Annotated in this window: 25 protein-coding genes and 3 pseudogenes; 18 read left to right on the forward strand and 10 right to left on the reverse strand. The window is 59.7% G+C overall.

Annotation, left to right across the window (positions count from 1 at the left end; genetic code table 11):
- The first annotated feature begins 23 nt into the window (after positions 1–23).
- Positions 24–990 (forward strand): annotated as a pseudogene (gene dgcA, locus ACERZ8_RS07740) (N-acetyl-D-Glu racemase DgcA).
- A 2-nt stretch (positions 991–992) separates the two neighbouring features.
- Entirely contained in the window at positions 993–1,853 is an 861-nt protein-coding gene (locus ACERZ8_RS07745) for a D-amino-acid transaminase (RefSeq protein ID WP_407591671.1), read from the forward strand.
- 4 nt (positions 1,854–1,857) lie between these two features.
- On the opposite strand, the gene ACERZ8_RS07750 is transcribed toward ACERZ8_RS07745, so the two are convergent.
- Positions 1,858–2,172, reverse strand: a complete 315-nt coding sequence (locus tag ACERZ8_RS07750; protein WP_407591672.1) for a DUF1244 domain-containing protein — start codon at positions 2,170–2,172, stop codon at positions 1,858–1,860.
- A gap of 78 nt (positions 2,173–2,250) precedes the next feature.
- Positions 2,251–2,989 (reverse strand): annotated as a pseudogene (locus tag ACERZ8_RS07755) (N-formylglutamate amidohydrolase).
- A gap of 102 nt (positions 2,990–3,091) precedes the next feature.
- On the opposite strand from ACERZ8_RS07755, the gene pyk reads away from it, so the two are divergent.
- The 5 genes from pyk (at position 3,092) to ACERZ8_RS07780 (ending at position 6,247) form a co-directional block, all read left to right on the forward strand.
- Positions 3,092–4,537, forward strand: a complete 1,446-nt coding sequence (pyk, locus tag ACERZ8_RS07760) for a pyruvate kinase (RefSeq protein ID WP_407591673.1) — start codon at positions 3,092–3,094, stop codon at positions 4,535–4,537.
- 30 nt (positions 4,538–4,567) lie between these two features.
- Positions 4,568–4,792 (forward strand): hypothetical protein, encoded by a 225-nt coding sequence (locus tag ACERZ8_RS07765; RefSeq protein WP_407591674.1) that lies wholly within the window; start codon positions 4,568–4,570, stop codon positions 4,790–4,792.
- A gap of 180 nt (positions 4,793–4,972) precedes the next feature.
- The gene (gene rpmI, locus ACERZ8_RS07770) at positions 4,973–5,173 is read left to right on the forward strand and encodes a 50S ribosomal protein L35 (RefSeq protein WP_014873788.1); all 201 of its coding nucleotides are present in this window, start codon (positions 4,973–4,975) and stop codon (positions 5,171–5,173) included.
- Between the two features lie 15 nt (positions 5,174–5,188).
- Complete coding sequence (gene rplT, locus ACERZ8_RS07775; RefSeq protein WP_407591675.1) at positions 5,189–5,554, forward strand: 50S ribosomal protein L20; 366 nt, start codon at positions 5,189–5,191, stop codon at positions 5,552–5,554.
- 261 nt (positions 5,555–5,815) lie between these two features.
- Positions 5,816–6,247 carry a BLUF domain-containing protein gene (locus ACERZ8_RS07780; protein WP_407591676.1) on the forward strand — a complete coding sequence of 144 codons (432 nt, stop codon included), beginning with the start codon at positions 5,816–5,818 and terminating at the stop codon, positions 6,245–6,247.
- Between the two features lie 42 nt (positions 6,248–6,289).
- On the opposite strand, the gene ACERZ8_RS07785 is transcribed toward ACERZ8_RS07780, so the two are convergent.
- The 5 genes from ACERZ8_RS07785 to ACERZ8_RS07805 all read right to left on the reverse strand — a co-directional run bounded on the left by ACERZ8_RS07785 (position 6,290) and on the right by ACERZ8_RS07805 (position 8,532).
- Positions 6,290–6,511 carry a hypothetical protein gene (locus ACERZ8_RS07785; protein WP_407591677.1) on the reverse strand — a complete coding sequence of 74 codons (222 nt, stop codon included), beginning with the start codon at positions 6,509–6,511 and terminating at the stop codon, positions 6,290–6,292.
- An 11-nt stretch (positions 6,512–6,522) separates the two neighbouring features.
- The gene (locus tag ACERZ8_RS07790; protein ID WP_407591678.1) at positions 6,523–6,672 is read right to left on the reverse strand and encodes an OmpA family protein; all 150 of its coding nucleotides are present in this window, start codon (positions 6,670–6,672) and stop codon (positions 6,523–6,525) included.
- Between the two features lie 34 nt (positions 6,673–6,706).
- Positions 6,707–7,327, reverse strand: a complete 621-nt coding sequence (locus ACERZ8_RS07795; protein ID WP_407591679.1) for a hypothetical protein — start codon at positions 7,325–7,327, stop codon at positions 6,707–6,709.
- A gap of 30 nt (positions 7,328–7,357) precedes the next feature.
- Positions 7,358–7,567, reverse strand: a complete 210-nt coding sequence (locus tag ACERZ8_RS07800; protein WP_407591680.1) for a hypothetical protein — start codon at positions 7,565–7,567, stop codon at positions 7,358–7,360.
- Positions 7,568–7,797: 230 nt separating this feature from the next.
- Positions 7,798–8,532: an OmpA family protein gene (locus tag ACERZ8_RS07805; RefSeq protein ID WP_407591681.1), complete on the reverse strand. Its 735-nt coding sequence runs from the start codon at positions 8,530–8,532 to the stop codon at positions 7,798–7,800.
- A gap of 387 nt (positions 8,533–8,919) precedes the next feature.
- Between ACERZ8_RS07805 and pheS the strand changes: the two genes are divergently transcribed.
- From pheS to pheT, 5 genes are all read left to right on the forward strand, one after another.
- Positions 8,920–9,993 carry a phenylalanine--tRNA ligase subunit alpha gene (gene pheS / locus ACERZ8_RS07810; protein ID WP_407591682.1) on the forward strand — a complete coding sequence of 358 codons (1,074 nt, stop codon included), beginning with the start codon at positions 8,920–8,922 and terminating at the stop codon, positions 9,991–9,993.
- Between the two features lie 36 nt (positions 9,994–10,029).
- Positions 10,030–10,962 carry a glutaminase gene (locus ACERZ8_RS07815; RefSeq protein ID WP_407591683.1) on the forward strand — a complete coding sequence of 311 codons (933 nt, stop codon included), beginning with the start codon at positions 10,030–10,032 and terminating at the stop codon, positions 10,960–10,962.
- Positions 10,963–11,006: 44 nt separating this feature from the next.
- The gene (locus ACERZ8_RS07820; RefSeq protein WP_407591684.1) at positions 11,007–11,219 is read left to right on the forward strand and encodes a phenylalanyl-tRNA synthetase subunit beta; all 213 of its coding nucleotides are present in this window, start codon (positions 11,007–11,009) and stop codon (positions 11,217–11,219) included.
- 31 nt (positions 11,220–11,250) lie between these two features.
- Entirely contained in the window at positions 11,251–12,039 is a 789-nt protein-coding gene (locus ACERZ8_RS07825) for an alpha/beta hydrolase family esterase (protein WP_407591685.1), read from the forward strand.
- 143 nt (positions 12,040–12,182) lie between these two features.
- Entirely contained in the window at positions 12,183–14,582 is a 2,400-nt protein-coding gene (gene pheT, locus ACERZ8_RS07830; RefSeq protein ID WP_407591686.1) for a phenylalanine--tRNA ligase subunit beta, read from the forward strand.
- Here the strand turns inward: pheT and ACERZ8_RS07835 are convergent.
- The gene (locus tag ACERZ8_RS07835; RefSeq protein WP_407591687.1) at positions 14,548–15,465 is read right to left on the reverse strand and encodes a LysR family transcriptional regulator; all 918 of its coding nucleotides are present in this window, start codon (positions 15,463–15,465) and stop codon (positions 14,548–14,550) included. The genes pheT and ACERZ8_RS07835 overlap by 35 nt on opposite strands.
- 85 nt (positions 15,466–15,550) lie before the next feature.
- Between ACERZ8_RS07835 and ACERZ8_RS07840 the strand changes: the two genes are divergently transcribed.
- The 3 genes and pseudogenes from ACERZ8_RS07840 to ACERZ8_RS07850 all read left to right on the forward strand — a co-directional run bounded on the left by ACERZ8_RS07840 (position 15,551) and on the right by ACERZ8_RS07850 (position 18,322).
- Complete coding sequence (locus ACERZ8_RS07840) at positions 15,551–16,180, forward strand: class I SAM-dependent methyltransferase (RefSeq protein ID WP_407591688.1); 630 nt, start codon at positions 15,551–15,553, stop codon at positions 16,178–16,180.
- A 62-nt stretch (positions 16,181–16,242) separates the two neighbouring features.
- Positions 16,243–16,689, forward strand: a complete 447-nt coding sequence (locus ACERZ8_RS07845; protein WP_407591689.1) for a YtoQ family protein — start codon at positions 16,243–16,245, stop codon at positions 16,687–16,689.
- 26 nt (positions 16,690–16,715) lie between these two features.
- A pseudogene (locus ACERZ8_RS07850) lies at positions 16,716–18,322 on the forward strand (GMC family oxidoreductase).
- Positions 18,323–18,405: 83 nt separating this feature from the next.
- Here ACERZ8_RS07850 and ACERZ8_RS07855 read toward each other — a convergent pair.
- On the reverse strand, positions 18,406–19,104 hold the full coding sequence (locus ACERZ8_RS07855; RefSeq protein ID WP_407591690.1) for a glutathione S-transferase family protein: 699 nt from the start codon (positions 19,102–19,104) through the stop codon (positions 18,406–18,408).
- Between the two features lie 148 nt (positions 19,105–19,252).
- Here ACERZ8_RS07855 and mscL point away from each other — a divergent pair, with 148 nt between their 5' ends.
- The 3 genes from mscL (at position 19,253) to ACERZ8_RS07870 (ending at position 21,875) form a co-directional block, all read left to right on the forward strand.
- Positions 19,253–19,687, forward strand: a complete 435-nt coding sequence (gene mscL / locus ACERZ8_RS07860) for a large conductance mechanosensitive channel protein MscL (protein ID WP_407591691.1) — start codon at positions 19,253–19,255, stop codon at positions 19,685–19,687.
- A gap of 164 nt (positions 19,688–19,851) precedes the next feature.
- Positions 19,852–20,142, forward strand: a complete 291-nt coding sequence (locus tag ACERZ8_RS07865) for a hypothetical protein (protein ID WP_407591692.1) — start codon at positions 19,852–19,854, stop codon at positions 20,140–20,142.
- Positions 20,142–21,875: a methyl-accepting chemotaxis protein gene (locus tag ACERZ8_RS07870; protein ID WP_407594211.1), complete on the forward strand. Its 1,734-nt coding sequence runs from the start codon at positions 20,142–20,144 to the stop codon at positions 21,873–21,875. The genes ACERZ8_RS07865 and ACERZ8_RS07870 overlap by 1 nt, the downstream gene beginning before the upstream one ends.
- A gap of 96 nt (positions 21,876–21,971) precedes the next feature.
- On the opposite strand, the gene rpsU is transcribed toward ACERZ8_RS07870, so the two are convergent.
- Positions 21,972–22,178: a 30S ribosomal protein S21 gene (gene rpsU / locus ACERZ8_RS07875; RefSeq protein WP_007118112.1), complete on the reverse strand. Its 207-nt coding sequence runs from the start codon at positions 22,176–22,178 to the stop codon at positions 21,972–21,974.
- Positions 22,179–22,185: the final 7 nt, after the last annotated feature.

The following is a 22,185-nucleotide window of genomic DNA, read 5'->3' on the forward strand; positions in this document are numbered from 1 at the left end:
GCCCCGGTTTCGGGGAGAGCGCGATGCGCATTGACGTAAGTCGCGACGTGTTTCGGCTCGCCAAGGTGTTCACCATCTCGCGCGGGTCGCGGACCGAGGCGCAGGTGTTGAGTGTGACCATCACCGATGGCGCGCATCGTGGCTGGGGCGAATGTGTGCCCTATGCGCGCTACGGTGAAACGCTGGAGTCCGTGACTGCGGAGATCGAAGGCTTGCCAAGTGAGTTCACGCGGCAGGATCTGTATGATCTGTTGCCCGCCGGGGCGGCGCGCAATGCGGTGGACTGTGCCCTTTGGGATATTGAGGCCAAGCAGGCGGGCAAGCGGGCATGGAATCTCGCCGGTCTGGCCACTCCGGGCCCGGAAATCACGGCCTATACGCTGTCTTTGGACACGGCCGAGGCGATGCAGGCGCAGGCGGAACATCACAGCCATCGCCCGTTGCTCAAGATCAAGCTGGGCACGCCGGATGACATGCCGCGCCTTGAAGCTGTTCGCAAAGGCGCGCCCCAATCCCGTATCATCATTGATGCGAACGAGGGCTGGTCCGCAGATGTGTACGCTGATCTTGCCCCCCATCTTGTGCGTCTTGGGGTGGACCTTGTGGAGCAACCCCTGCCTGCGGGTGAAGATGAGGCCCTGATCGGAATGTCGCGGCCTGTGCCTGTCTGTGCCGACGAGATCCTGCCATGACCGGGCCAGTCTGCCCGCGTTGAAAGGCAAGTATGACGTGGTCAATATCAAGCTCGACAAGACTGGCGGTCTGACAGAGGCGTTGGCCCTGCGGGATGCGGCCCGCGCCGAAGGCTACGACGTCATGGTGGGGTGCATGGTTGGATCGTCACTTGCTATGGCCCCTGCGACACTGGTGGCGCAGGGCGCGCGCGTTGTGGACCTTGACGGGCCGTTGCTATTGGCCGAAGACCGCGACACCGCTTTGATATTTGATGACGCCGGGGTGCACCCACCCCGCGCAGAGCTTTGGGGATGACGATGCGCACAGTTTACGTGAACGGTGACTACCTGCCTGAGACCGAGGCGAAAGTGTCGATCTTTGATCGCGGATTCCTGATGGCCGACGGGGTTTATGAGGTGACGTCCGTTCTGGACGGCAAGCTGATCGATTTCGATGGTCATGCGGTGCGTCTGCAACGCTCGCTCGACGAGTTGGACATGGCATCGCCCATCACCAAGGACGACCTGTTGGAGGTACACCGCAAACTTGTGCGCCTGAACGGGATCGAAGAGGGGATGATTTACCTTCAGATCACGCGCGGCGCGCCCGATGATCGCGACTTTGCCTTTCCTGATCCCGAAACGACGCCCCAGACCATTGTTCTGTTCACGCAGAACAAGCCCGGTCTGGCGGACAATCCTGCGGCGAAAAAGGGTATGAAGGTGATCAGCATCGATGACATTCGCTGGGGACGGCGCGACATCAAGACAGTGCAGCTGCTCTATCCGTCGATGGGCAAGATGATGGCCAAGAAAGCGGGCGCGGACGATGCGTGGATGGTGCAGGATGGGTTCGTGACCGAAGGCACGTCCAACAACGCTTATATCGTCAAAGGCAACAAGATCATCACGCGGGAGAAATCCAACGACATCCTGCACGGCATCACCCGCGCCGCCGTTCTGCGCTTTGCCCGTGAGGCGCAGATGGAAGTCGAAGAGCGTAACTTTACCATCGAAGAGGCGCGCGCGGCGGATGAGGCCTTTATCACCTCGGCCAGCACATTCGTGATGCCCGTCGTTGAAATTGATGGTGTTCCCCTGGGCGACGGGACGCCGGGCCGCGTGGCCCCGCGCCTGCGCGAGATTTATCTGGACGAAAGCCGCAAGGCCGCCGTCTGACGCCCTAGTCTTTCGTGCCTACATTCTCTTCAAAGGCGGTCTCGAAGGCCGCCTTTTTCGCGTCTGACGCATCGGTCTGATAGTTGGCCTTCCATGCGTCCATCGTCATACCGTAGAAGGCTTCACGCCCCTCATCCTTGGTCATCTCGATCCCTTTTTCAGCGGCAGCTTCCTGGTACCAGCGGCCGAGACAGTTCCGGCAAAACCCGGTCAGGTTCATCATGTCGATGTTCTGAACGTCCGTGCGATCCTCCATCAGGTGCTTGCGCAGGCGGCGAAAGGCGGCGGCTTCGAGTTCGATCTGGGTTTGCGGGTCCATATGTGCGTGCCTCTTTTGGTGCTGGTGACCGGGGCGCTGCCCCGGACCCCGGAGTTTATCCGGCGAGATGAAGATGGATCAAAGATTGGCATCCTTACGCGCCGCTTCAAGATAGGGGGCAAGCCATGTGCCCCATTGGCGTTGCTGTGCGGGTTCGCGGATCAGGTCGTGCCGCAGTTCCAAAAGCGCATTGGGCCGTCCATGTTGCAGGGCGTGTTTGTCGATGGCGTCGCCGGGCAGGTGGCCGCCGTACGGTTCGTTGTCACCCACAGGGGTGTCGAGGTCCGGTTGCAGCCGCCCGATCAGCGGATCGGCAAAGCGGCGGTCAGCTGCTGACAACACGCCGACCTCCCAGGGTCGAGGCCCGTGACCGTTGAGTCTGGGCGTGAAACTGTGCACTGAAACGATGGCGATGCCGGGGCGCGCGGTCAGGCCCGCCAGCGCGGTGTGATAGGGCTGGTAAAGCCGGTCGATCTCGCTCTTGCCGTTCCGCGTCGGTGATGTGCCGGTTACCCGGGATGATCGTTCCGTCATAAAGCTGCATGATCAGCGTCGGATCATCCAGCCCGCGGTTCGGATCAATCACCAGCCGCGAGAAGTTGGAACAGATCACTGGCGCATCCAGAATTGCACCCAGTGCGAGGGCGACCCCCAGAGCGCCGACATCATAGGCGATGTGACGCTCCATCTCGGTATCTGGCAACCCAAGCGCGCCACCTGCGATAAAATCGGGCACCGTGTTGGTTGCGTGGTCACATGTCACCACCCACGGACCCTGCCGGTCTGGACCATGGATAGAAAAGGGGGAGTATGTCATAGAGGTTTCACCATTTCCCGGCCACGTTTAGGCCAGTTGCTTCGGAATGTGAATTGAGCAATAACCGCGCCTGTTAGCGGTACCACAAAAAGGCTTTGGACCATGAAACGCATGCGCAACGTAAAGATCGTGGCCACACTCGGCCCGGCGTCAGACGACTACGAGATGATCAGGGCGCTGCACGAGGCAGGCGCAGATGTGTTTCGCCTTAATATGTCCCATGGCAGTCACGAAGAGATTGCCAAGAAGCACGCCATTATCCGGCAGGTTGAAAAGGACACCGGCTCGTCCATCGCGATCCTTGCGGATTTGCAGGGCCCAAAGCTGCGCGTTGGCGTCTTTGCCGGGGACAGCGAGATGCTGGAAGAAGGGGCCAAGTTCCGCCTTGATCTGGATACCGCAGATGGGGACAGCAGCCGCGTATGCTTGCCACATCCCGAGATTTTTGCGGCCCTTGAGCCGGGTAAGTCGCTGCTGGTCAACGATGGCAAGATCCGTCTGAAGGTCGAAGACTGCGGTCCCGATTTTGCCAATTGTGTGGTGATTGCGGGCGGTGTGATTTCCAACCGCAAGGGCGTGAACGTGCCGGATGTGGAACTGCCGCTGGCGGCCTTGTCCGAGAAAGACCGCGCCGATCTGGAATTCACCGCCAAGCTGGGCGTCGACTGGATGGCGCTGAGTTTCGTGCAACGCCCCGCCGATGTCGAAGAGGCCCGCGCGCTGGTCAAGGGGCGTGCTGCCATCCTGTCCAAGATCGAAAAGCCCAACGCCGTGGAACGGTTTGACGCCATTCTGGCCGCAAGTGACGGGATCATGGTCGCCCGTGGCGATCTGGGTGTTGAACTGCCCGTGCAGAACGTGCCCCCGATCCAGAAACGTCTGGTGCGCAAATGTCGCCATGCGGCCAAGCCGGTGATCGTTGCCACCCAGATGCTGGAAAGCATGATCGAAAGCCCGATGCCGACGCGCGCCGAAGTCAGCGATGTCGCCACCGCCATTTACGAGGGTGCAGATGCCGTGATGTTGAGTGCGGAAAGTGCGGCAGGCTCTTATCCTATTGAGGCCGTGACAACGATGGATCACGTGGCCGCCGAGGTCGAACAGGACCCGACCTACACCCAGATCATCGAAAGCAGCCGCAGTGCCAACCGTGCCTCGGTCGCCGATGGTATCGTGGCCGCCGCCCGTGAAATTGCCGAAACGACCAATATCAAAGCGATCTGCTGTTTTACTCAAAGCGGGACAACGGCCCTGCTCGTGTCGCGTGAACGCCCCCGTGTGCCAATCATCGCGCTTACGCCACTGACGGGCACAGCGCGGCGACTGGCGCTGAGCTGGGGTTGCAATTGCGTGGTGACGCCGACGATGGAGCGGTTCAAGGGGGCCGTGGTCAGCGCGGCCAAGGCTGCGCTGGAAGGTGGTTTCGCCACATCCGAAGACCAGATCGTCGTGACAGCGGGTGTGCCGTTCAACGTCACGGGAACAACCAATATTTTGCGCGTTGCGCCCTGCGATGAACGTTTGATTTTCGCGACTGATCCAGAGTAACTTTCCCGCGGGTAAAGTTGAGGTGGGCACGTGACGCCGGATATGTATTTGGTGCTGGGCATTCTGATTGCCGCGTTTTCAATTCCGTCGATCCTGTCGGCGGTGTCTGATGGACGCGCCCCGCGCGCCTCTGCGATTACGATCCTGATTGCGGGGGGTTTGATCCTGTTGGCAATCCAGACTCAGCCCGGTGGATATACCTTGCAGGAAATCCCGGATGTGTTCGTGCGCGTGATCGCGCCATTCGTTTCCTGACCCTAGTACGCTGACCGATTGCAGGAGGGCGGTAGCAGTCGCCACCGTGCTTGGGCCAGGCATGCAGAAATGGCTTGCACTTGCGCCATCATCATCCTATCTGGCGGCTTCGCAATGCGCGTCCGGCCAATGTGGCATGCCGAGTCGCGCGGTTACCGAACTCGAACTATGGAGACGGAAATGCCCAAGATGAAGACCAAGTCGAGCGCCAAGAAGCGCTTTAAGGTGACAGCGACCGGTAAGGTCCTGGCAGGTCAGGCCGGCAAACGCCACGGCATGATCAAACGCACCCGCAAATTCATTCGTGACGCCCGTGGCACCACGACCCTGTCGGCCCCCGACGCCAAAATCGTCAAGGGCTTTATGCCCTACGACCGCTGATAGGAGGATAGACATATGTCCCGTACCAAAGGTGGAACAGTCGCCCACGCCCGTCACAAGAAGGTCATCAAGGCCGCCAAAGGCTACTATGGCCGCCGCAAAAGCACCTTCAAAGTTGCCCGTCAGGCCGTCGACAAGGCGAACCAGTACGCAACCCGTGACCGCCACAATCGCAAGCGCAGCTTCCGCGCGTTGTGGATTCAGCGGATCAACGCCGCCGTACGCGCCCATGACGAAGCGCTGACATACAGCCGTTTCATCAACGGCCTGTCGCTTGCCGGCATCGAAGTGGACCGCAAGGTTCTGGCCGATCTGGCCGTGAATGAGCCCGAGGCATTTGCTGCCATCGTGGATCAGGCCAAGGCCAAGCTGAGCGCCTGACGCCAGCATACGAAAACCAAAAACAGGCCTCGTATCCAACTGGATTCGGGGCCTTTTTTTCTCTTCGGTCGATCCAAGCGTTTTTGATGTATTGGATTGAAAACCGTTCGGTCAGGCGCACATGCAAGCGCAGTAGCGAATTCAATTGTCTACCTGTGGTCGAATGTCGCCCCGATTCGCCGAATCCTGCTTCGCATTCGGCTTGCTTCGGGGTAAATCATTGAATTAGATTTTTGAGAAAGAACCGAGAAAGATAGCACCGTGAAATTAACCAGATTGACGTATTACAGTCAGAGAAACCCTTCTGAAAAACTGGACGTGGACGACCTGATCAGTGTTTGCCAACGCAACAACAACCGCCAGTTTCTGACAGGCCTGCTGTATTTCAACGGTGACCATTTCCTGCAGGTGATCGAAGGCGGCCGGGTCGAAGTATCGGCCTTGTATCACCGCATTGCGCGCGATCCGCGCCACAGCAACATCATCCTGCTCAGCTGTGTTGATGTGCGCGAACGCCTGTTCCCGAAATGGTCGATGGGCCTGCATCAGGGAATGAACGACCGGACGCGCGATATTTTCCTGCGCTACTTCTCGACGGATGAAGTGAACCCTGAAACCGTTGATGTCGAAAGTCTTTTGGACGTACTGCAGGATCTGTCCGCAGAATTGGTTCCGACAATCAGCAAAAACTGAGGCCGCGACCGGCCTCAGATTCCATTTGAATTTGTTTTCGCTCTAGCGGGCGATGCGTATGCGGCGCAATTTGCGCGCGGCAATTGCCTTGTTCTGTGCGGCATCGCGTTCGGCGGCATGCGCGCGACGGCGCAGGCGCACGATTTCCGCTCCGAGCAATTCTGTCTGTTCTTCGGCTTCCGGCGCTGACCAACGCTGACCGAAGATAAAGCCCAATGCCCCTGCGATCAGAGTGGCACCCAGAAAAAACAAAACAGTGAACATATCCATTTCTCCTATTCCACATCCAGGCGGCGCACATCGAATTCCACACGCCGGTTCAAATCATCGTCTTCCGCCGAACCCTGCGCCAGCGGCAGGCGCGCGCCAAAACCAATCGGCTCAAAGCGGGACACATCAATGCCCACGGCGCGCATCAATTCCATTGTGGCATCCGCACGCTGCCAGCTCAGTTCCAGGTTAAGCGCCGGTGTTCCTGACGAGATCCGAATGGCCCGCCACGACAATCTTTGCGGCTGGGCAGTCTGCCGCCGCTTCATCCATGCGCAGAAGGGCATCGACATCCATCTCGACCGGTTGCGTTGCGCCGATCCCAAAGAACAGCACCGTTTCCGACGCCATGGCGCGCAGATCATCGACACAGTCGGGGGCCGCGACTTGTGGTTCCGCCGGTTCGATTTCATCGACCATGGCGCCTGACGCCAACAACGACGCCTCGCGCCAGTCAAATTGCGCAGGTGGCGTATCGGGCGTAGCAAAGACGAAGACCGGGCTTGGATCAGGCGCTGCTGGCGCGACCACTTCTGCTGGGGAAACCTGAGGACCGACTGTCGGAGTGGCAGCGACTTCTGCGGCACCCACATCAGTCAGAGCGGCCATCTGTTCAGCACCCGGAGTGCCTTGGTACGCGGCATACCCGCCAGCGCCCATCAACGTCACACCGGCCAAAGCCACCAGCAAGACGACGGGCCGCGCGCCACTGCGCTGTTTGCTGGCAAAACTGTTGGCCTGCGCAAGTGTCAGTCCCTTGGCGCGCAATTGCGCAATAGACTTTTGCTGACGCTCTGCACGATTGAACATATGCCTACCCCTTTGACTGTCCCGAAATCTCTATTTGTAAAATGTGATTGTGGTCCGATCGCCCGCGCGCTGCACATCCACACTGATGCCCAGCAATTGCGTGGTTTCGGCAATCATCGCTTCGTAATCTGCCAACGACATTTCACTGCGATGATCATCTAGGACAACGGTGAGCCCCAATTCACGAACTGTTTGTTGCAGCACCGATTTCAGTCGATGCGAGTACATTGTCGGCGCCATAACTTACCTTGCAAACGGATTCTATTTGAGAAATTAGCACCACATCTTGTAAGCTCAAAGCGCTAGAGCGCAATTTGTTGTGTATAACTCACATCTTTTTGTGAATTATCGGCGCGTGATCAAACGGCGGGCGCTTCCGTCCGGCTTGGAATGCAGATTAGCCGCGCGATTCACGCGGAAACCAATGGGCGGATGTTAGTCAGACGGCGGATCGCGTCGCGTCAGCGGAATCAGTTCCCGCTGACGCGCACGGTTGATGAGGCGCGCCGTGGCGCAAGGGTGAACTGGACACGGCGGTTGACGGCTTCACCCGATATTGTGCCCGACAGGTTGATCGGGCGTTTTGCCCCGAACCCGCGCGGCTGCATGGCCGATATGTCGAAGCCTTCGCGCTGAAGCTGATCGATGACGGACTGTGCGCGCAGCCAGCTCAGTTCCATGTTCAGTTGTTCATCGCCACGGCGGTCCGAATGACCTTCAACGATGACTTTGACTTCTTCGCAGGTTTCAACAGCGGTCGCGATATTGCGTGCACGTATCATGTCCGCATCGGCGGGTTTGTCGCTGCCCAAGGGGAAGTTGACAGTGGTGATTTTGACCAGCGTATCAAGGTAGTCGACACAGCTTGGCACCCGGTAGCGGTGGTCAGCACCCAGACCGAGTGGCGCAAACGTGGCTGCGGCCACTTCGATGGATGCCGGTTTCGGCGTTTCGGGGGTGACCTCGGATTGCACTGGTTCAACAGGCGTCGCAAGGCCAGGCGTTTCGGCAACGCTGTCGGACTGAAGCAGGCTGACATCCTGACGTGCGACAGTGTTGTCGAGTGCAGGCAAGGTCGGTTCTTCAAGCCCGCGGGCCGTGGCAAGGGCTGCTGCCTCGGACTGGTTGGATTGCGTCACCAGAAGCGTCGTGGTGACGACCAGACCCGTGAACATGACCAGAAAGACCGCTGCGCCTCCGGCCAAAGCCCATTTCGAATTCCATCGCGTTTTGGTGCAACAAATTCTGCTTGCCGGGGGCATCCCGCCCCGGTGTATTCATCGTAAGTTTTGCCATTGCGCTGTCCCCCAGACCAGTCAATGCAGTCGACCGGATGACAGTCTTGGGCCAATTCCAATAAATTCTCCCACACATGTGGCAGTTGTGCGGGCCTGACCATCAATCCGTAGGGCAAACACAAACATATCGCGGATCAATTCTCAATAGTGTCAATATACGGTATTGGCCTTTTTTGAGAAACTGAAACCGATTTGCATACGCACACGTACACCACAGGTTGAAAAGCGGGTGATGACTTGCGCTGCAGTTGTTGAAAGACTACTCCGCCTCAGAGCGGGAGCGGAGCCGACACGATGGATGATCTCAAAGCGAAATACCTGACCCAAATTGCGGATGCCGGTGATGAAGCCGCCCTTGAGGCGATCCGTCTTGCCGCCGTTGGCAAGAAGGGCGAAGTGGCCCTGAAGATGCGCGAACTGGGTCGCATGACACCCGAGGAACGCCAGGTCGCAGGCCCTGCGCTCAACGCGCTCAAGGACGAGATCAACAGCGCGCTTGCGGCCAAGAAGGCGGCCCTTGCCGACGCTGCGCTTGATGAACGCCTGCGCAGTGAATGGCTGGATGTCACCCTGCCGACACGCCATCGCCCGGCAGGCACGATCCACCCGATCAGCCAGGTGAGTGAGGAAGTCACAGCCATTTTTGCAGAGATGGGGTTTGCGGTCGCCGAAGGTCCGCGCATCGACACCGACTGGTACAACTTTGATGCCCTGAACATCCCCGGCCACCACCCCGCGCGCGCCGAGATGGACACGTTCTACATGCACCGTGCCGAGGGCGACAATCGCCCGCCGCACGTGCTGCGCACCCACACGAGCCCTGTGCAGATCCGGTCGATGGAGAAGACGGGCGCGCCGACCCGCATCATCTGCCCCGGCGGCGTATACCGTGCCGATTACGACCAGACCCACACGCCGATGTTCCATCAGGTCGAGGGCCTTGCCATCGACAAGGACATCTCGATGGCCAACCTGAAATGGGTGCTGGAAGAGTTTGTGAAATCTTATTTCGAGGTGGACGGCGTTGATCTGCGTTTCCGCGCCTCGCACTTCCCCTTCACCGAGCCATCGGCAGAGGTCGACATCCGCTGTTCCTGGGAGGGCGGCACGCTGAAAGTGGGCGAGGGCGACGACTGGCTCGAAATCCTCGGCTCCGGCATGGTGCACCCCAAGGTTCTGCAAGCCGGCGGGATCGACCCCGAAGAATGGCAGGGCTTTGCCTTTGGCATGGGGATCGACCGGATCGCGATGCTGAAATATGGCATCCCCGATCTGCGCGCCTTCTTTGACAGCGACTTGCGCTGGCTGCGCCATTACGGCTTTGCGGCACTTGATGTGCCGACGCTGCACGGTGGTCTCAGCAGGTAACTTCGGGGCCACGTCAGGCTTGGAAAGGAACGATCCGTGATCAGCCCGACGCCCGAAGCCCTGCAATCCTTTCTGGACGAGTTGAACGGGACGATGTGTGACCGCACAGATTGGGGCCGGGTCGCGGATTACATCCCCGAGCTTGCCGATGTGCCTGTCGATCAGTTCGCGATTTCGGTGGCGCTGCCGGACGGTCAGGTGCTGTCCGCAGGGCGCAACGACCAGCCATTTTCGATCCAAAGCGTGTCAAAGGTGTTCACGCTGGCATGCGTCCTGGGTCGCATCGGCGATCAGTTGTGGACACGGGTCGGGCGCGAGCCGTCAGGCACATCCTTTGATTCCATCGTTTTGCTTGAGCGTGAAAAGGGACGGCCCCGCAATCCGTTCATCAACGCGGGTGCCTTGGTAACCACCGATGCCTTGTTAGAAAGGCGTATGCCGCGCGAAACGCTGGCCGAATTGTTGCACTTCCTGCGCGGTGCCGCCGAAGATGACGACATACACATCGACAAGGCCGTGGCCCTGTCGGAAAAATCCACCGGCCACCGCAATGCGGCCTTGGCCCATTACCTTGCGTCCTTTGGCAACCTGCGCAACCCGGCGGAATTGACCCTTGGAACGTATTTCCATCAATGCGCCATCGCGATGACCACCGATCAACTGGCCCGCGCAGGCCGCGTGCTGGCTCGCTTTCCCGATGCGCCGATGCAGTTGTCACCCCAACGGGCACGCCGCATCAACGCGCTGATGATGACCTGCGGGCATTATGACGGGTCCGGCGATTTTGCGTTCCGGGTTGGCCTGCCCGGCAAAAGCGGAGTGGGCGGCGGTATCCTGATCATCGCCCCGGGCAAGGCATCCATCGCGGTCTGGTCGCCGGGGTTGAACAACTACGGAAACTCGAAGGTCGGGACAGAGGCGGCGGATCACGTGGCCCGGTTCACCGGATGGTCCGTGTTCGAGGGGTAAGGCCGCGACATTGCCCGACGCTGCGTGAAGCCTAGGTGTAAATCATGAAATACTACCTCGTCGCCATCATGGTCGCTTTGATCATCATCGCCCACGTGTTCCTTTGGCTTTCGGATATGGAGCCGGGCCTGATACTGACCTTTACCATCCTGAATGCCATCGGTTGGTCCATCGTTTTTCTTCCCATCCTGTTCATTGACCGCTGGCTGGATGCGATCAAGCGACGCAACAACAGCGACCACGATAATTTGACGTGACACTGCCGCACGGTCCCGTACCGTCGCGCGCATGAAACAGCTGATTTTTCTTCTTGCCCTGATCTGGGCTTTCCCCGCCTTTGCGATGGGCCCTTGGCAACGTGATTGCCAGCTGGATGTACCCTGCGAACTGGGTGAGCGGTCTTATCACGTCAAGGAACCCGACGGCTGGGATGGCACTTCACCATTGCCGGTACTGATCCATTTCCACGGCTGGCAACGCACTGGGGCCTTGCCCGTCCAGCACCAGCGCATTTCGGGATCGACCCGGCGGCGTGGCGTGTTGCTGATCGCGCCCAACGGCCTGCGCAAGACGTGGAACATGTGGTCGCCCGAAACCGAGGATGTCCAGTTTGCCGCCGACGTTCTGGTGGATGTGGCCAAGCGTTACCCCATTGATACTGATAACATCTTTTTATCTGGCTACTCCTATGGCTCGATCATGGCGTGGCGCGTGGCCTGTGATCGCGGTGCGCAGATGAACGTGCGCGCGCTGTTGGGCATTTCTGGCACGCTGACCCGCACGGATCATTGCGCCGAAGCCCCGAAAGAGGTGCGGCATGTTCATGGGCTGAAAGACAACGTGCTGGATTTTCCCTTCGGACCCGGGCGCGACACCAACTTTCCGGTCAAGCTGTGGCGCGAGGCGCTGGAATGTGGCGATCAGTCCAGCGACCCAATCGACTGGAGCGCGGTGGATTTCCTGACCCTGACCCGCACCACATGGACCGATTGCGCGAACGGCACAACCGTGTCTCCTAGACATCCATCCTGGCGGACATTTCATCCCGCACGGCTGGATCGCGCGGCAGTTGGATGAATTGCTGGGCCTGCCCATCCGCTATCCCTGATCCTTGCCTGTGACATCGCGGGCAACTTGAGAGGGTTTTGCCCCGGCGCAGTTGCACCTTGCGCCGATCTTTGCCATTGCAGAGCCAAGGTTTACCCCAAGGGCTTTGCGACATGAAATTCACACTTTCCTGGCTGAAACAGCACCTCGACACGGCCGCATCCGTGGACGAGATCACCTATGCGCTGACTGACCTTGGCCTTGAGGTCGAAGGGGTCGAGGATCGCGGAGCAAAGCTGGCCGATTTTACCATCGGGCACGTCATCAGTGCGGAAAAGCATCCCGATGCGGACCGTCTGCGCGTTTGTCAGGTGGCCACGGATGAGGGCACCAAACAGATCATCTGTGGCGCGCCCAATGCGCGCGAGGGGATCACCGTGGTTGTGGCAAAACCCGGCGTCTATGTGCCCGGCATCGACACGACCATCGGCGTGGGCAAGATCCGGGGCATCGAGAGCTTTGGCATGATGGCCTCCGAGCGCGAGATGGAGCTGTCCGACGAGCATGACGGCATCATCGAATTGCCCTCGGGCGAGGTCGGCGAGCGGTTTGTCGACTGGCTGGCTGCCAACGATCCCGCCAAGGTCGACCCGGTGATTGAAATCGCCATCACCCCCAACCGACCCGACGCGCTGGGTGTGCGCGGCATCGCGCGCGATCTTGCGGCCCGCGGCCTTGGGACGCTCAAACCGATGCGCGACCCGAATGTCGAGGGGGCCTATCCGTCGCCTGTGTCGATCACCATTGACGAGGACACGCGCGACCAGTGCCCTGTGTTCTTTGGTCGCCACATTCGCGGTGTTCAGAATGGCCTCAGCCCCGCGTGGCTGCAAGACCGTCTGCGGGCGATCGGCTTGCGTCCAATTTCGTTCCTTGTGGACGTGACCAACTATTTCACCTTTGACCTCAACCGCCCCCTGCACGTCTTTGATGCCGACAAAATCGAGGGCGGTGCCCTGCGCGTACACCGCGCGACAGGCGGCGAAACTCTGATGGGTCTGGATGACAAGGAATATACATTTGAGCCTGACATGACCCTGATTTCAGACGCCGAAGGTGTCGAAAGCATTGGCGGCGTCATGGGCGGGCTGCGCACCGGGTGCACGCCCGAAACCGTGAACGTATTTGTCGAGGCCGCCTATTTCGATCCTGTCCGCACCGCGTATACGGGCCGCGCGCTCAAGATCAATTCGGACGCGCGCTACCGTTTTGAGCGCGGAATTGACCCCGCATTCACACCCACCGGCCTCGATCTGGCCTGCGAATTGATCGTTGAGATTGCGGGTGGCGAGGTGTCGAGCCGCGTGCAGGCGGGTGAAGTGCCCAACACCGCGCGCGCTTACCGTCTGAATGCGGCACGTGTGCAAAGCCTTGTTGGTATGGACATCCCCGAAAGCGAGCAGCGTCAGACGCTCACCGCTCTTGGCTTCCGTCTTGAGGGCGACATGGCCCATGTGCCCAGTTGGCGCCCCGACGTGATGGGCGAGGCTGATCTGGTCGAAGAGGTTGCACGCATTGCATCACTGACCAAGCTCAAGGGCCGCCCCTTGCCGCGCATTGGTGAGGGCGTTCCCAAGCCCGTGATGACTCCGATGCAGCGGCGCGAACAGATTGCGCGGCGCACGACGGCGGCACTGGGCTACAATGAATGCGTGACCTACAGCTTTATCGATCAGGCCTCTGCCGCGCTGTTCGGGGGCGGTGATGACGCCACCATGCTGGAAAACCCAATCTCGTCCGACATGAGCCACATGCGTCCCGCCTTGCTGCCGGGTCTGTTGCAGGCGGCGGCGCGCAATCAGGCGCGCGGGAACATGGATGTGGCCTTGTTCGAAGTTGGCCCGGCCTTTCACGGCGGTGAGCCGGGCGAGCAGCATTTGCTGGTCTCTGGCTTGCTCGTGGGTCGGACTGGTCCCAAGGACGTGCACGGTGCCTCGCGCGCAGTCGACGTCTTTGACGTCAAGGCCGATGCCGAAGCGGTTCTGGCCGCAATGGGCGCCCCAGCCCGCGTGCAGATCCTGCGGGGTGCGGCAGGTTGGTGGCATCCGGGCCGTCACGGCATGATCTGCCTTGGCCCCAAAAAGATTCTGGGCGTCTACGGCGAATTGCACCCGCGTGTGATTGAGGCGATGGACATCAAAGGGCCTGCAATGGCCTTTACCCTCTGGCCCGGCGAAGTGCCGATGCCCCGCAAGGCAGGGGCCAATCGCGGCGCGCTCGAGATCAGCGATCTGCAGGCAGTCGAGCGTGATTTTGCCTTTGTGGTGGACGCAGATGTCGAGGCGCTGACTTTGGTCAATGCGGCATTGGGTGCCGACAAGGCGCTGATCGCGGATGTGCGCGTGTTTGACGAATTCATTGGCGGCTCGCTTGGCGAAGACAAGAAGTCGCTCGCCATCACAGTGCGCCTGCAACCGCGTGATGCCACGCTGAAGGACGCCGATATCGAAGCAGTCGGCCACAAGGTCGTGGAAAAAGTCACCAAGGCGACGGGCGGCACGTTGCGCGGTTAACCCCGCGCCCGCGCAGCATGTCTGCCAGTAAATCGAACACCAGCCGGATACGGCGGCTGGTGTGCAGTTCCCGATGTGTCACCAGCCAGACTGGAAAGGACATGTCGGTTACGTCCGCCAGAACCGGTTCCACATCGTCAAACTTGCACGCGATGTCTTCGGACATTGGGAAAATACCGAACCCTTTGCGCACCAGTTCCCAAATCGTGATGCCACTGGTCGAACCGGAGCGCAGGTTTTCCGCGCTCACCGGGATTCCGCGCTGCTGCATGGCGTCAAGGTACAGGGCATCATCGCCCATGCTGATAAATGCGTGGTTTTCCAGGTCCGACAATGTCTCGGGCCTGCCGCGGGCTGCGATGTATTCCTTTGATGCGTAAAGGTGGGCCGGGGCGTCGCCGATGCTGCGCGCAATCAGGTCGGGCTGTTCGGGGCGGACATGGCGAATGGCAATATCGGCCTCCCGCTTGAGGATATCGCGAATGTCATTGCTTGCAATGACGTCAACGCGCAGCCGCGGGGCCATCTGGCGCAGCTTCAGCAATGTGTCCGGCAGGACATAGGCGCTCATCATGTCGCTTGCGGTGATGCGGACGGTGCCATCAAGGGTGTGCACACGGCCCTGTGCCCTGAGAGCAATCCGGTCGGCTGCCGCGCCCATTGCGCGCGCCTCGGACAGCAAGTCGCGCCCGGCATCCGTCATGGTCATGCTGCGCGCAGTACGTTCAAACAGGGCAAGCCCCAGTTCCTCTTCCAATCCGCTCACTTGTCGCCCGACGGTGGGCTGTGTCAAACCCAGCGTGCGGGCTGCGGCCGACAGTGATCCTGTTTCCGCCGTGGCAAGAAACGCGCGCATCCGGTTCCAGTCAAATGTGTGATCCATGCAATACTGTATATCTACTCTGCGGATTTCGCGAATTTTAGGCCGAATGCGACGTGAGTATATGCGCGTTTGAAGGAGATACACAATGAAATCAAATCCTGACTTCTGGACGAAGATCGCGGAAAAGTACGCGGCCTCGCCGATCTCGGACGTGCCCGCCTACGAGGCGACGATGGACCGGGTTGTCGCCCACATGCCCGACGGTGCGCGCGTTCTGGAGCTGGGCTGCGGCACGGGATCGACCGCGCTGCGCCTTGCGCCACATGCCCACAGCATCATCGCAACCGACTTTTCACAAGGCATGATCACTCAGGCCAAGGCGCGCCCGGGTGCAGACAATGTCCAGTTTCTGTGCGCCGACGTCTTTGACCCTGCACTTGAGGATGGCGTGTTTGACGTCGTCATGGGCTTCAACCTGTTTCACCTTGTGCCGGACACGCCCGCCGCAATGGCGCGCATACATGATCTGTTGGCGCCGGGTGGGTTGTTTATCTCGAAATCGGTCTGTCTGGGCGAGCGGTCGCTTGGGTTCAAATTCGGGCTGATGAAACGTGTGATCCCGCTGATGCAATGGGTCGGAAAAGCGCCATTCGTGCGGTTTGAAACCATCGCGGGGCTTGAGGCTGACATCACCGGTGCCGGGTTCGAGATCATCGAGACGGGCGATTACCCTGCGCGCCCGCCCAACCACTTTGTTGTTGCCCGCAGGGTCTGACCCTTGCCACCAGCGCGCAACCTGACAGGATGTGGTGCAATCTCATCCAAAGGAGCACGCGCATGCTGAACGTATATCTCTCTGGCGAAATTCACACCGACTGGCGTGAACAGATCATTGATGGGGCGCAGGGGCTGGATGTGACCTTTTCCAGTCCCGTGACGGATCACGCGGCCAGTGATGATTGCGGCGTTGCGATCCTTGGGGCTGAGGCCGACAAATATTGGCACGATCACAAGGGGGCCATGGTCAACGCCATTCGCACCCGCAAAGGGATCGCCGAAGCAGATGTGGTCGTTGTCCGCTTTGGCGAGCAATACAAGCAGTGGAACGCGGCGTTTGACGCTGGTTATGCCGCTGCCTTGGGCAAGTCGCTGATTATCCTGCACGGGCCTGATCACGCACATGCGTTGAAAGAAGTCGATGCTGCTGCATTGGCCGTCGCGCAAGAGCCTGCGCAAGTGGTCGGCATCCTGCGGTACGTGCTGACCGGGGCCTTGCCGGGCTAGGCCACGGCGCCGCGGGAGGGGTCGATATGAAGTTTGACTATGTGATCGTCGGCGGCGGATCAGCCGGCTGCGTGATGGCTTCGCGCTTGAGCGAGGATGCCGATGTCTCTGTCTGTCTGATCGAGGCCGGGGGGACGGGCGCGGCATTCTGGTGCGCGCGCCAGCACTGATCGCCGGCATGATTTCGGGACGTCCCAAGATTAACAACTGGGCCTTTTACACAGAACCACAACCTCAACTGAATGGGCGGCGTGGGTTTCAGCCGCGCGGGCGTGGCCTGGGCGGGTCAAGCGCGATCAACGCGATGCTGTATGTGCGTGGTCATCCGCAGGATTACGACGAATGGGCCGATCTGGGCGCGACCGGTTGGAATTGGGACGCGGTGCTGCCGTACTTCAAAAAGTCCGAAGGCAATGTGCGCGGTGCGGATGATCTGCACGGCGCGGACGGCCCATTGCAGGTCGCCGAACAGTCCGAACCGCGCGCAATTTCCCATGCCTTTGTCGAGGCGGGCACGCAGGCGCAGATTCCGCTGCGCAAGGATTTTAACGGACCTGAGCAGGAAGGCATCGGTCTTTATCAGGTGACCCAAGTCCATTCCGGTGCGGCCAAGGGCGAGCGGTGTTCAGCCTCCGCCGCCTATCTGCCGCCATCCGTTTTGGCGCGCACCAACCTGACGGTGCTGACCCGCACAATGGCCCATAAGGTCGAGATGGACGAAGGCCGAGCCGTCGGTGTCCGCATCAAGCACGGCGGCAAGATCAAGCTGGTCGAGGCGGGGCGCGAAGTCATTCTGTCCGGCGGTGCCTTTGGGTCTCCGCAACTGCTGCTGCTGTCTGGCATCGGGCCGCGCGATGAATTGGCAGAGCACGGGATCGAGCCGGTGCACGAGCTTCCGGGGGTTGGCCAGAATCTGCAGGATCACCTCGACTACATCATCAGCTATCATTCCAAGCGTGACGATGTGGTGGGCCTCGGTCCAAAAGGGTTGATGGACCTCACACGTGCCGGGTTGCGTTGGCGCAAGGATGGGTCGGGTATGTTCGCCTCTCCGTTCGCGGAAGGGGGCGCGTTTCTGAAATCTGATCCCGGAGTGGACCGCCCCGACGTGCAGTTGCATTTCGTGATCGGGATCGTGGACAATCATATGCGCACGATCCACCTGCGCCATGGCTATTCCTGTCATGTCTGTGTGCTGCGCCCGCACAGTCGCGGGCAAGTCGGATTGCAATCAGCCGACCCGGCGGACCCGCCGCGTATCGATCCCAACTATCTGAATGACCCGAGCGATCTGGATGTCCTGATGAAAGGCGCGCGCGCCATGGAGCGGATACTGGAGGCTCCACCGCTTGATCCATGGCGGGGCGACAGGCTCTATGCTCATGATGGGACTGACGCGAGCCTTGAGGCGGATATTCGTGCACGCGCCGACACCATCTATCACCCGGTTGGCACCTGCCGGATGGGGACGGACGAGATGGCGGTGACGGACGCTGCGGGATGCGTGCACGGCGTTATGGGTCTGCGCGTGGTCGATGCATCGCTGATGCCGCGCCTGCTGGGCGGCAACACCAATGCACCAACGATCATGATGGCCGAAAAGATCTCGGCACAGATGCGCCGCGCAAGCTGAAGGTGGCTGCGCCACGCCAATCTATGTAGGGGGCTTTGCCCCCGCCCTTCAGGCCCCCCATGGTATTTCCAGTCAAGAGAATGTCAGGGGCGCGGGGGTATGTTCTTGCCCTTTTCCACTGCGGGGCGGGCCATGAACCTGTCCAGGTATGCGACAAGGTTCTTGTGATCGTCCCAGCCGACCATATCGCGCGCCTCGTAAAAGTTGAGCGCGTTGAGCCATGGCGCAATTGCGATGTCGGCGATTGAGTACTGACCGGTGACCCAGTCCTGCCCATCCAGTTGCTTTTCCAGCACTGCAAGCAAACGCTTTGCCTCATCCACATACCGCTGCTGGGGGCGCTTGTCGTCCCACTGGCTGCCTGCAAACTTCACGAAAAAACCCATCTGCCCCAGCATCGGACCCAGACCGCCCATCTGGAACATCAGCCACTGGATCGTGTGGGCCTTGTCGCTGGCCGACTCTCCGATCAGTTTGCCGGACTTTTCGGCCAGATAGATCAGGATCGCACCAGATTCGAACAGCCCGATCGGCGTGCCGTCAGGTCCGTTCGGATCGATGATTGCCGGAATTTTGTTGTTGGGGTTCAGCGACAGGAATTCGGGGCTTTTGACATCTGCGTCTGACAGCGTCACGAGGTGCGCCTCGTAGGGGATCTGCATTTCTTCCAGCGCGATGGACGCTTTGACCCCGTTGGGCGTCGGGAATGAAAAGAGTTGCAGAACGTCCGGGTTCTGCGGCGTCCATTTCTGGGTGATCGGAAAGGCGCTGAGGTCAGCCATGTGGTGTTCTCCTGTTTGTGCTTGTTCAGACATAGGGGAAAAGCGCGCTCAAAATACCCTTTGAGGTGTCCGACCATGTGCTATCAGGTGTTCATCAGCGCACACACTGCAGAAACAGTGGTGCGTCAAAGTGAGTGAGGGACAAAATATGCTAAACGAATTCAAAGACTTCATCGCCAAGGGCAATGTAATGGACATGGCTGTTGGTATCATCATCGGTGCGGCCTTTACCGCCATCGTGTCGTCACTTGTTGCCGACTTGATCAACCCGTTCATCGGTTTGTTCATGGGTGGCATCGACTTTACCAACATGTATGTCGTCCTGTCGGGCGAGGTTGCGGCAGGCACATCGCTTGAGGCTGCGCGCGAAGCAGGGGCGGCTGTGTTCGCTTACGGCGCTTTCATCATGGCGATCATCAATTTTTTGATCATCGCATTTGTGGTGTTCATGCTGGTGCGGTTTGTCAACAAGGTGAAGGATCAGGCGACCCCATCCGCGCCCGAGGCCGAAGAGGCACCAGCAGGTCCGACCGAGCTGGAAGTCTTGCTGGAAATCCGCGACAGCCTCGCGAAATCGGCCTGATCAGTCGTTACGCGATCAAGGCGCCGTCCCATTGCCGGGGCGGCGTTTTTTTGTGAAGTAGGCTGATGGCAAAGCGCCGTGGCGGCCTGTGATGCTGGATCGGTTAGCTATTTTTTCAGACCTCCACCCTATCAGCGCATCCACACAAGACGGTAGGGCGCGCCATGCGTATTTGGTTAATTATGTTTGTGCTGCTGGCAACGGGTCCGCTTATGGCGTTGTCAGTCCAGTCTTCTGAAACCTCCGAAATTACATTGATCGTTTTGCCGCCCTGGACGGACCGGGCGCAGCTGCTGGACGCCATACAGGGTTTCGAGATTGGACCGCAAAGCGCGCCGTTCGGTTTTCTTGTTCAAAGCACGCATGGCGACCTTGCCTCGGTGGCCTATGCGGCAGGCGCGTGGTGGGTCACGGACGGTGCTGGACTGGCCTCGATTTGTGGAGTTGAATCGTGATGTCTGATATTGACACGACCCTCGAAGAAGCACGCAAAGAGGCCGCAACCTGGATCCTGTACGGTTGTGCGCCAATCGGAATTGTCGTGTTGCTGTGCGGTATTTTGCTGCCAGTGCAGTCGCTTTTTCCCGGGCTTGTTGCACTTGGTACAACTGCAGTGGCGCTGTGGTCTGTCAGAACGTGCCATCCGCACTACCGCCTTGTCGTCAGTTTGGCGAGCGTTGCACAGGCAATCGGGCTGGTGGCTGCCCTGTCTGGCACCGCGTGGCAGATTGATGCGCACATGCTGTTTTACGTGTCACTGGCTGCGCTGATCAGCCTGGTCGACGTTCGTGCGATCCTTTTGGGCGCGGTGACTGTTTTGGTACACCATTTGGCCTTGGGTGTTTTCCTGCCGCAGATGGTCTTTCCGTCCTTTGATCTGATCGAAAATCTGGAACGGGCGATAATGCACGGCGCCATTGTCGGGCTCGAAGTCCTTGCGTTGATCATGGCCGTTAAGATGAGGCTGAAGCTGACCCGAGAGGTGGATCGTGCCTTGAAAGATGTCGAGACATCCATGGGAGAGGCAAAGGAGTCGAGAGCCCGTGCAGTGGAGGCACGTCAGGAGGCTGAAGCCGAAGCGGAGCGCGCCCGCAGCGCCCAAGACAAGGCAGAAGAGTTGCTTGAGGGACTGCGCCTTGAGCAATTGGCGCGGGAGCGCGCAGATGCCGAGGCAAGGGCCGCCAAGGAGGAAAGTGCGCTGGCACAATCCGCGCTGCTGGAGTCACAGACCAAAGTCGTCACGGCCTTGCGCAGCGGTCTGGAGCGGATTGCCGAAGGCGACCTGACCGGACAGATCACCGCCCCATTCCCGGACAGCTACGAAGTGCTCAGACATGACTACAACCGTGCCCTCAAGACACTTTCGTCGGCCTTGGGAGAAGTATCGAACAACACCAACGACCTGCTTGACCGGGTTGCCGCCGTCGGATCCTCGGCTGCTGCCCTCGCCGCCCGTACCGAGAGGCAGGTGGCGTCCCTTGAGGCGACAAGCCAGGCAGTCCACGCGTTGAACGCGACGGTGCGCATGTCCACGGACAATGCCAAGGCAACCGCACACGCCGCCGGAGTCGTCAAATCAGATGCAGTTTCCGGCGGTGATGTGGTGCGTCGCGTTATCGCTGCGATGAGCGATATCGAAGTTTCCTCGCAGGAGATTGCAAAAATCAACGCCGTCATGGATGACATCGCCTTTCAGACAAACCTGTTGGCCCTGAACGCGGGCGTCGAGGCCGCGCGCGCCGGGGAAGCGGGTCGCGGGTTTTCCGTTGTTGCATCCGAAGTGCGTGCCTTGTCCCAACGGGCAACCGAAGCCGCACGCGGGATCAATGAACTGACCGAACGCAGCGGCAGGCAAGTGCGCGACGGCGTAAGCCTTGTCGGGCAGGCGGGTCAGGCGCTTGATGCGATTGTGGAGTCCATCGCCGGAATGACGGCTTCGGCCGAACAGATTGCAAACGCAGCCGTGGAGCAGTCAAGCGGGTTGAATTCCGTCAGCAAATCCATGACGGAACTGGACGCGGTGGCGCAAAGCAATGCGGCGATGTGCGAAGAAACAAGTGCCGCCTGTCAGGTGTTGACCAAGGGCATGGATCAGATCGCGGCGCGGATGCAGGATTTCCGCGTCACTGCTGTCGACACTGAACACCACGTGGTCGGAGAATCAGAGCAAGAGCGCATCGCGTCGTGACGCCGATGTGTGTTGATCACGTTTTGACACTTCAAAGACAAACCCCCGCGGCGGGGCCACGGGGGTTGTAACTGTGTAACACGTCGCGGGTGTGACTTACATCATACCTTCGCGTTGCGCTTTTTTGCGTGCCAGCTTGCGGGCACGGCGGATCGCTTCGGCTTTCTCGCGCGCTTTTTTCTCGGACGGTTTCTCGAAATGTTGCTTGAGCTTCATTTCACGGAACACGCCTTCGCGCTGCAGCTTTTTCTTCAGAGCCCGAAGGGCCTGGTCGACATTGTTGTCGCGAACACTAACCTGCATGTGGTTG

The organism is Tateyamaria armeniaca, from assembly GCF_045797845.1.
Lineage (GTDB): Bacteria > Pseudomonadota > Alphaproteobacteria > Rhodobacterales > Rhodobacteraceae > Tateyamaria > Tateyamaria armeniaca.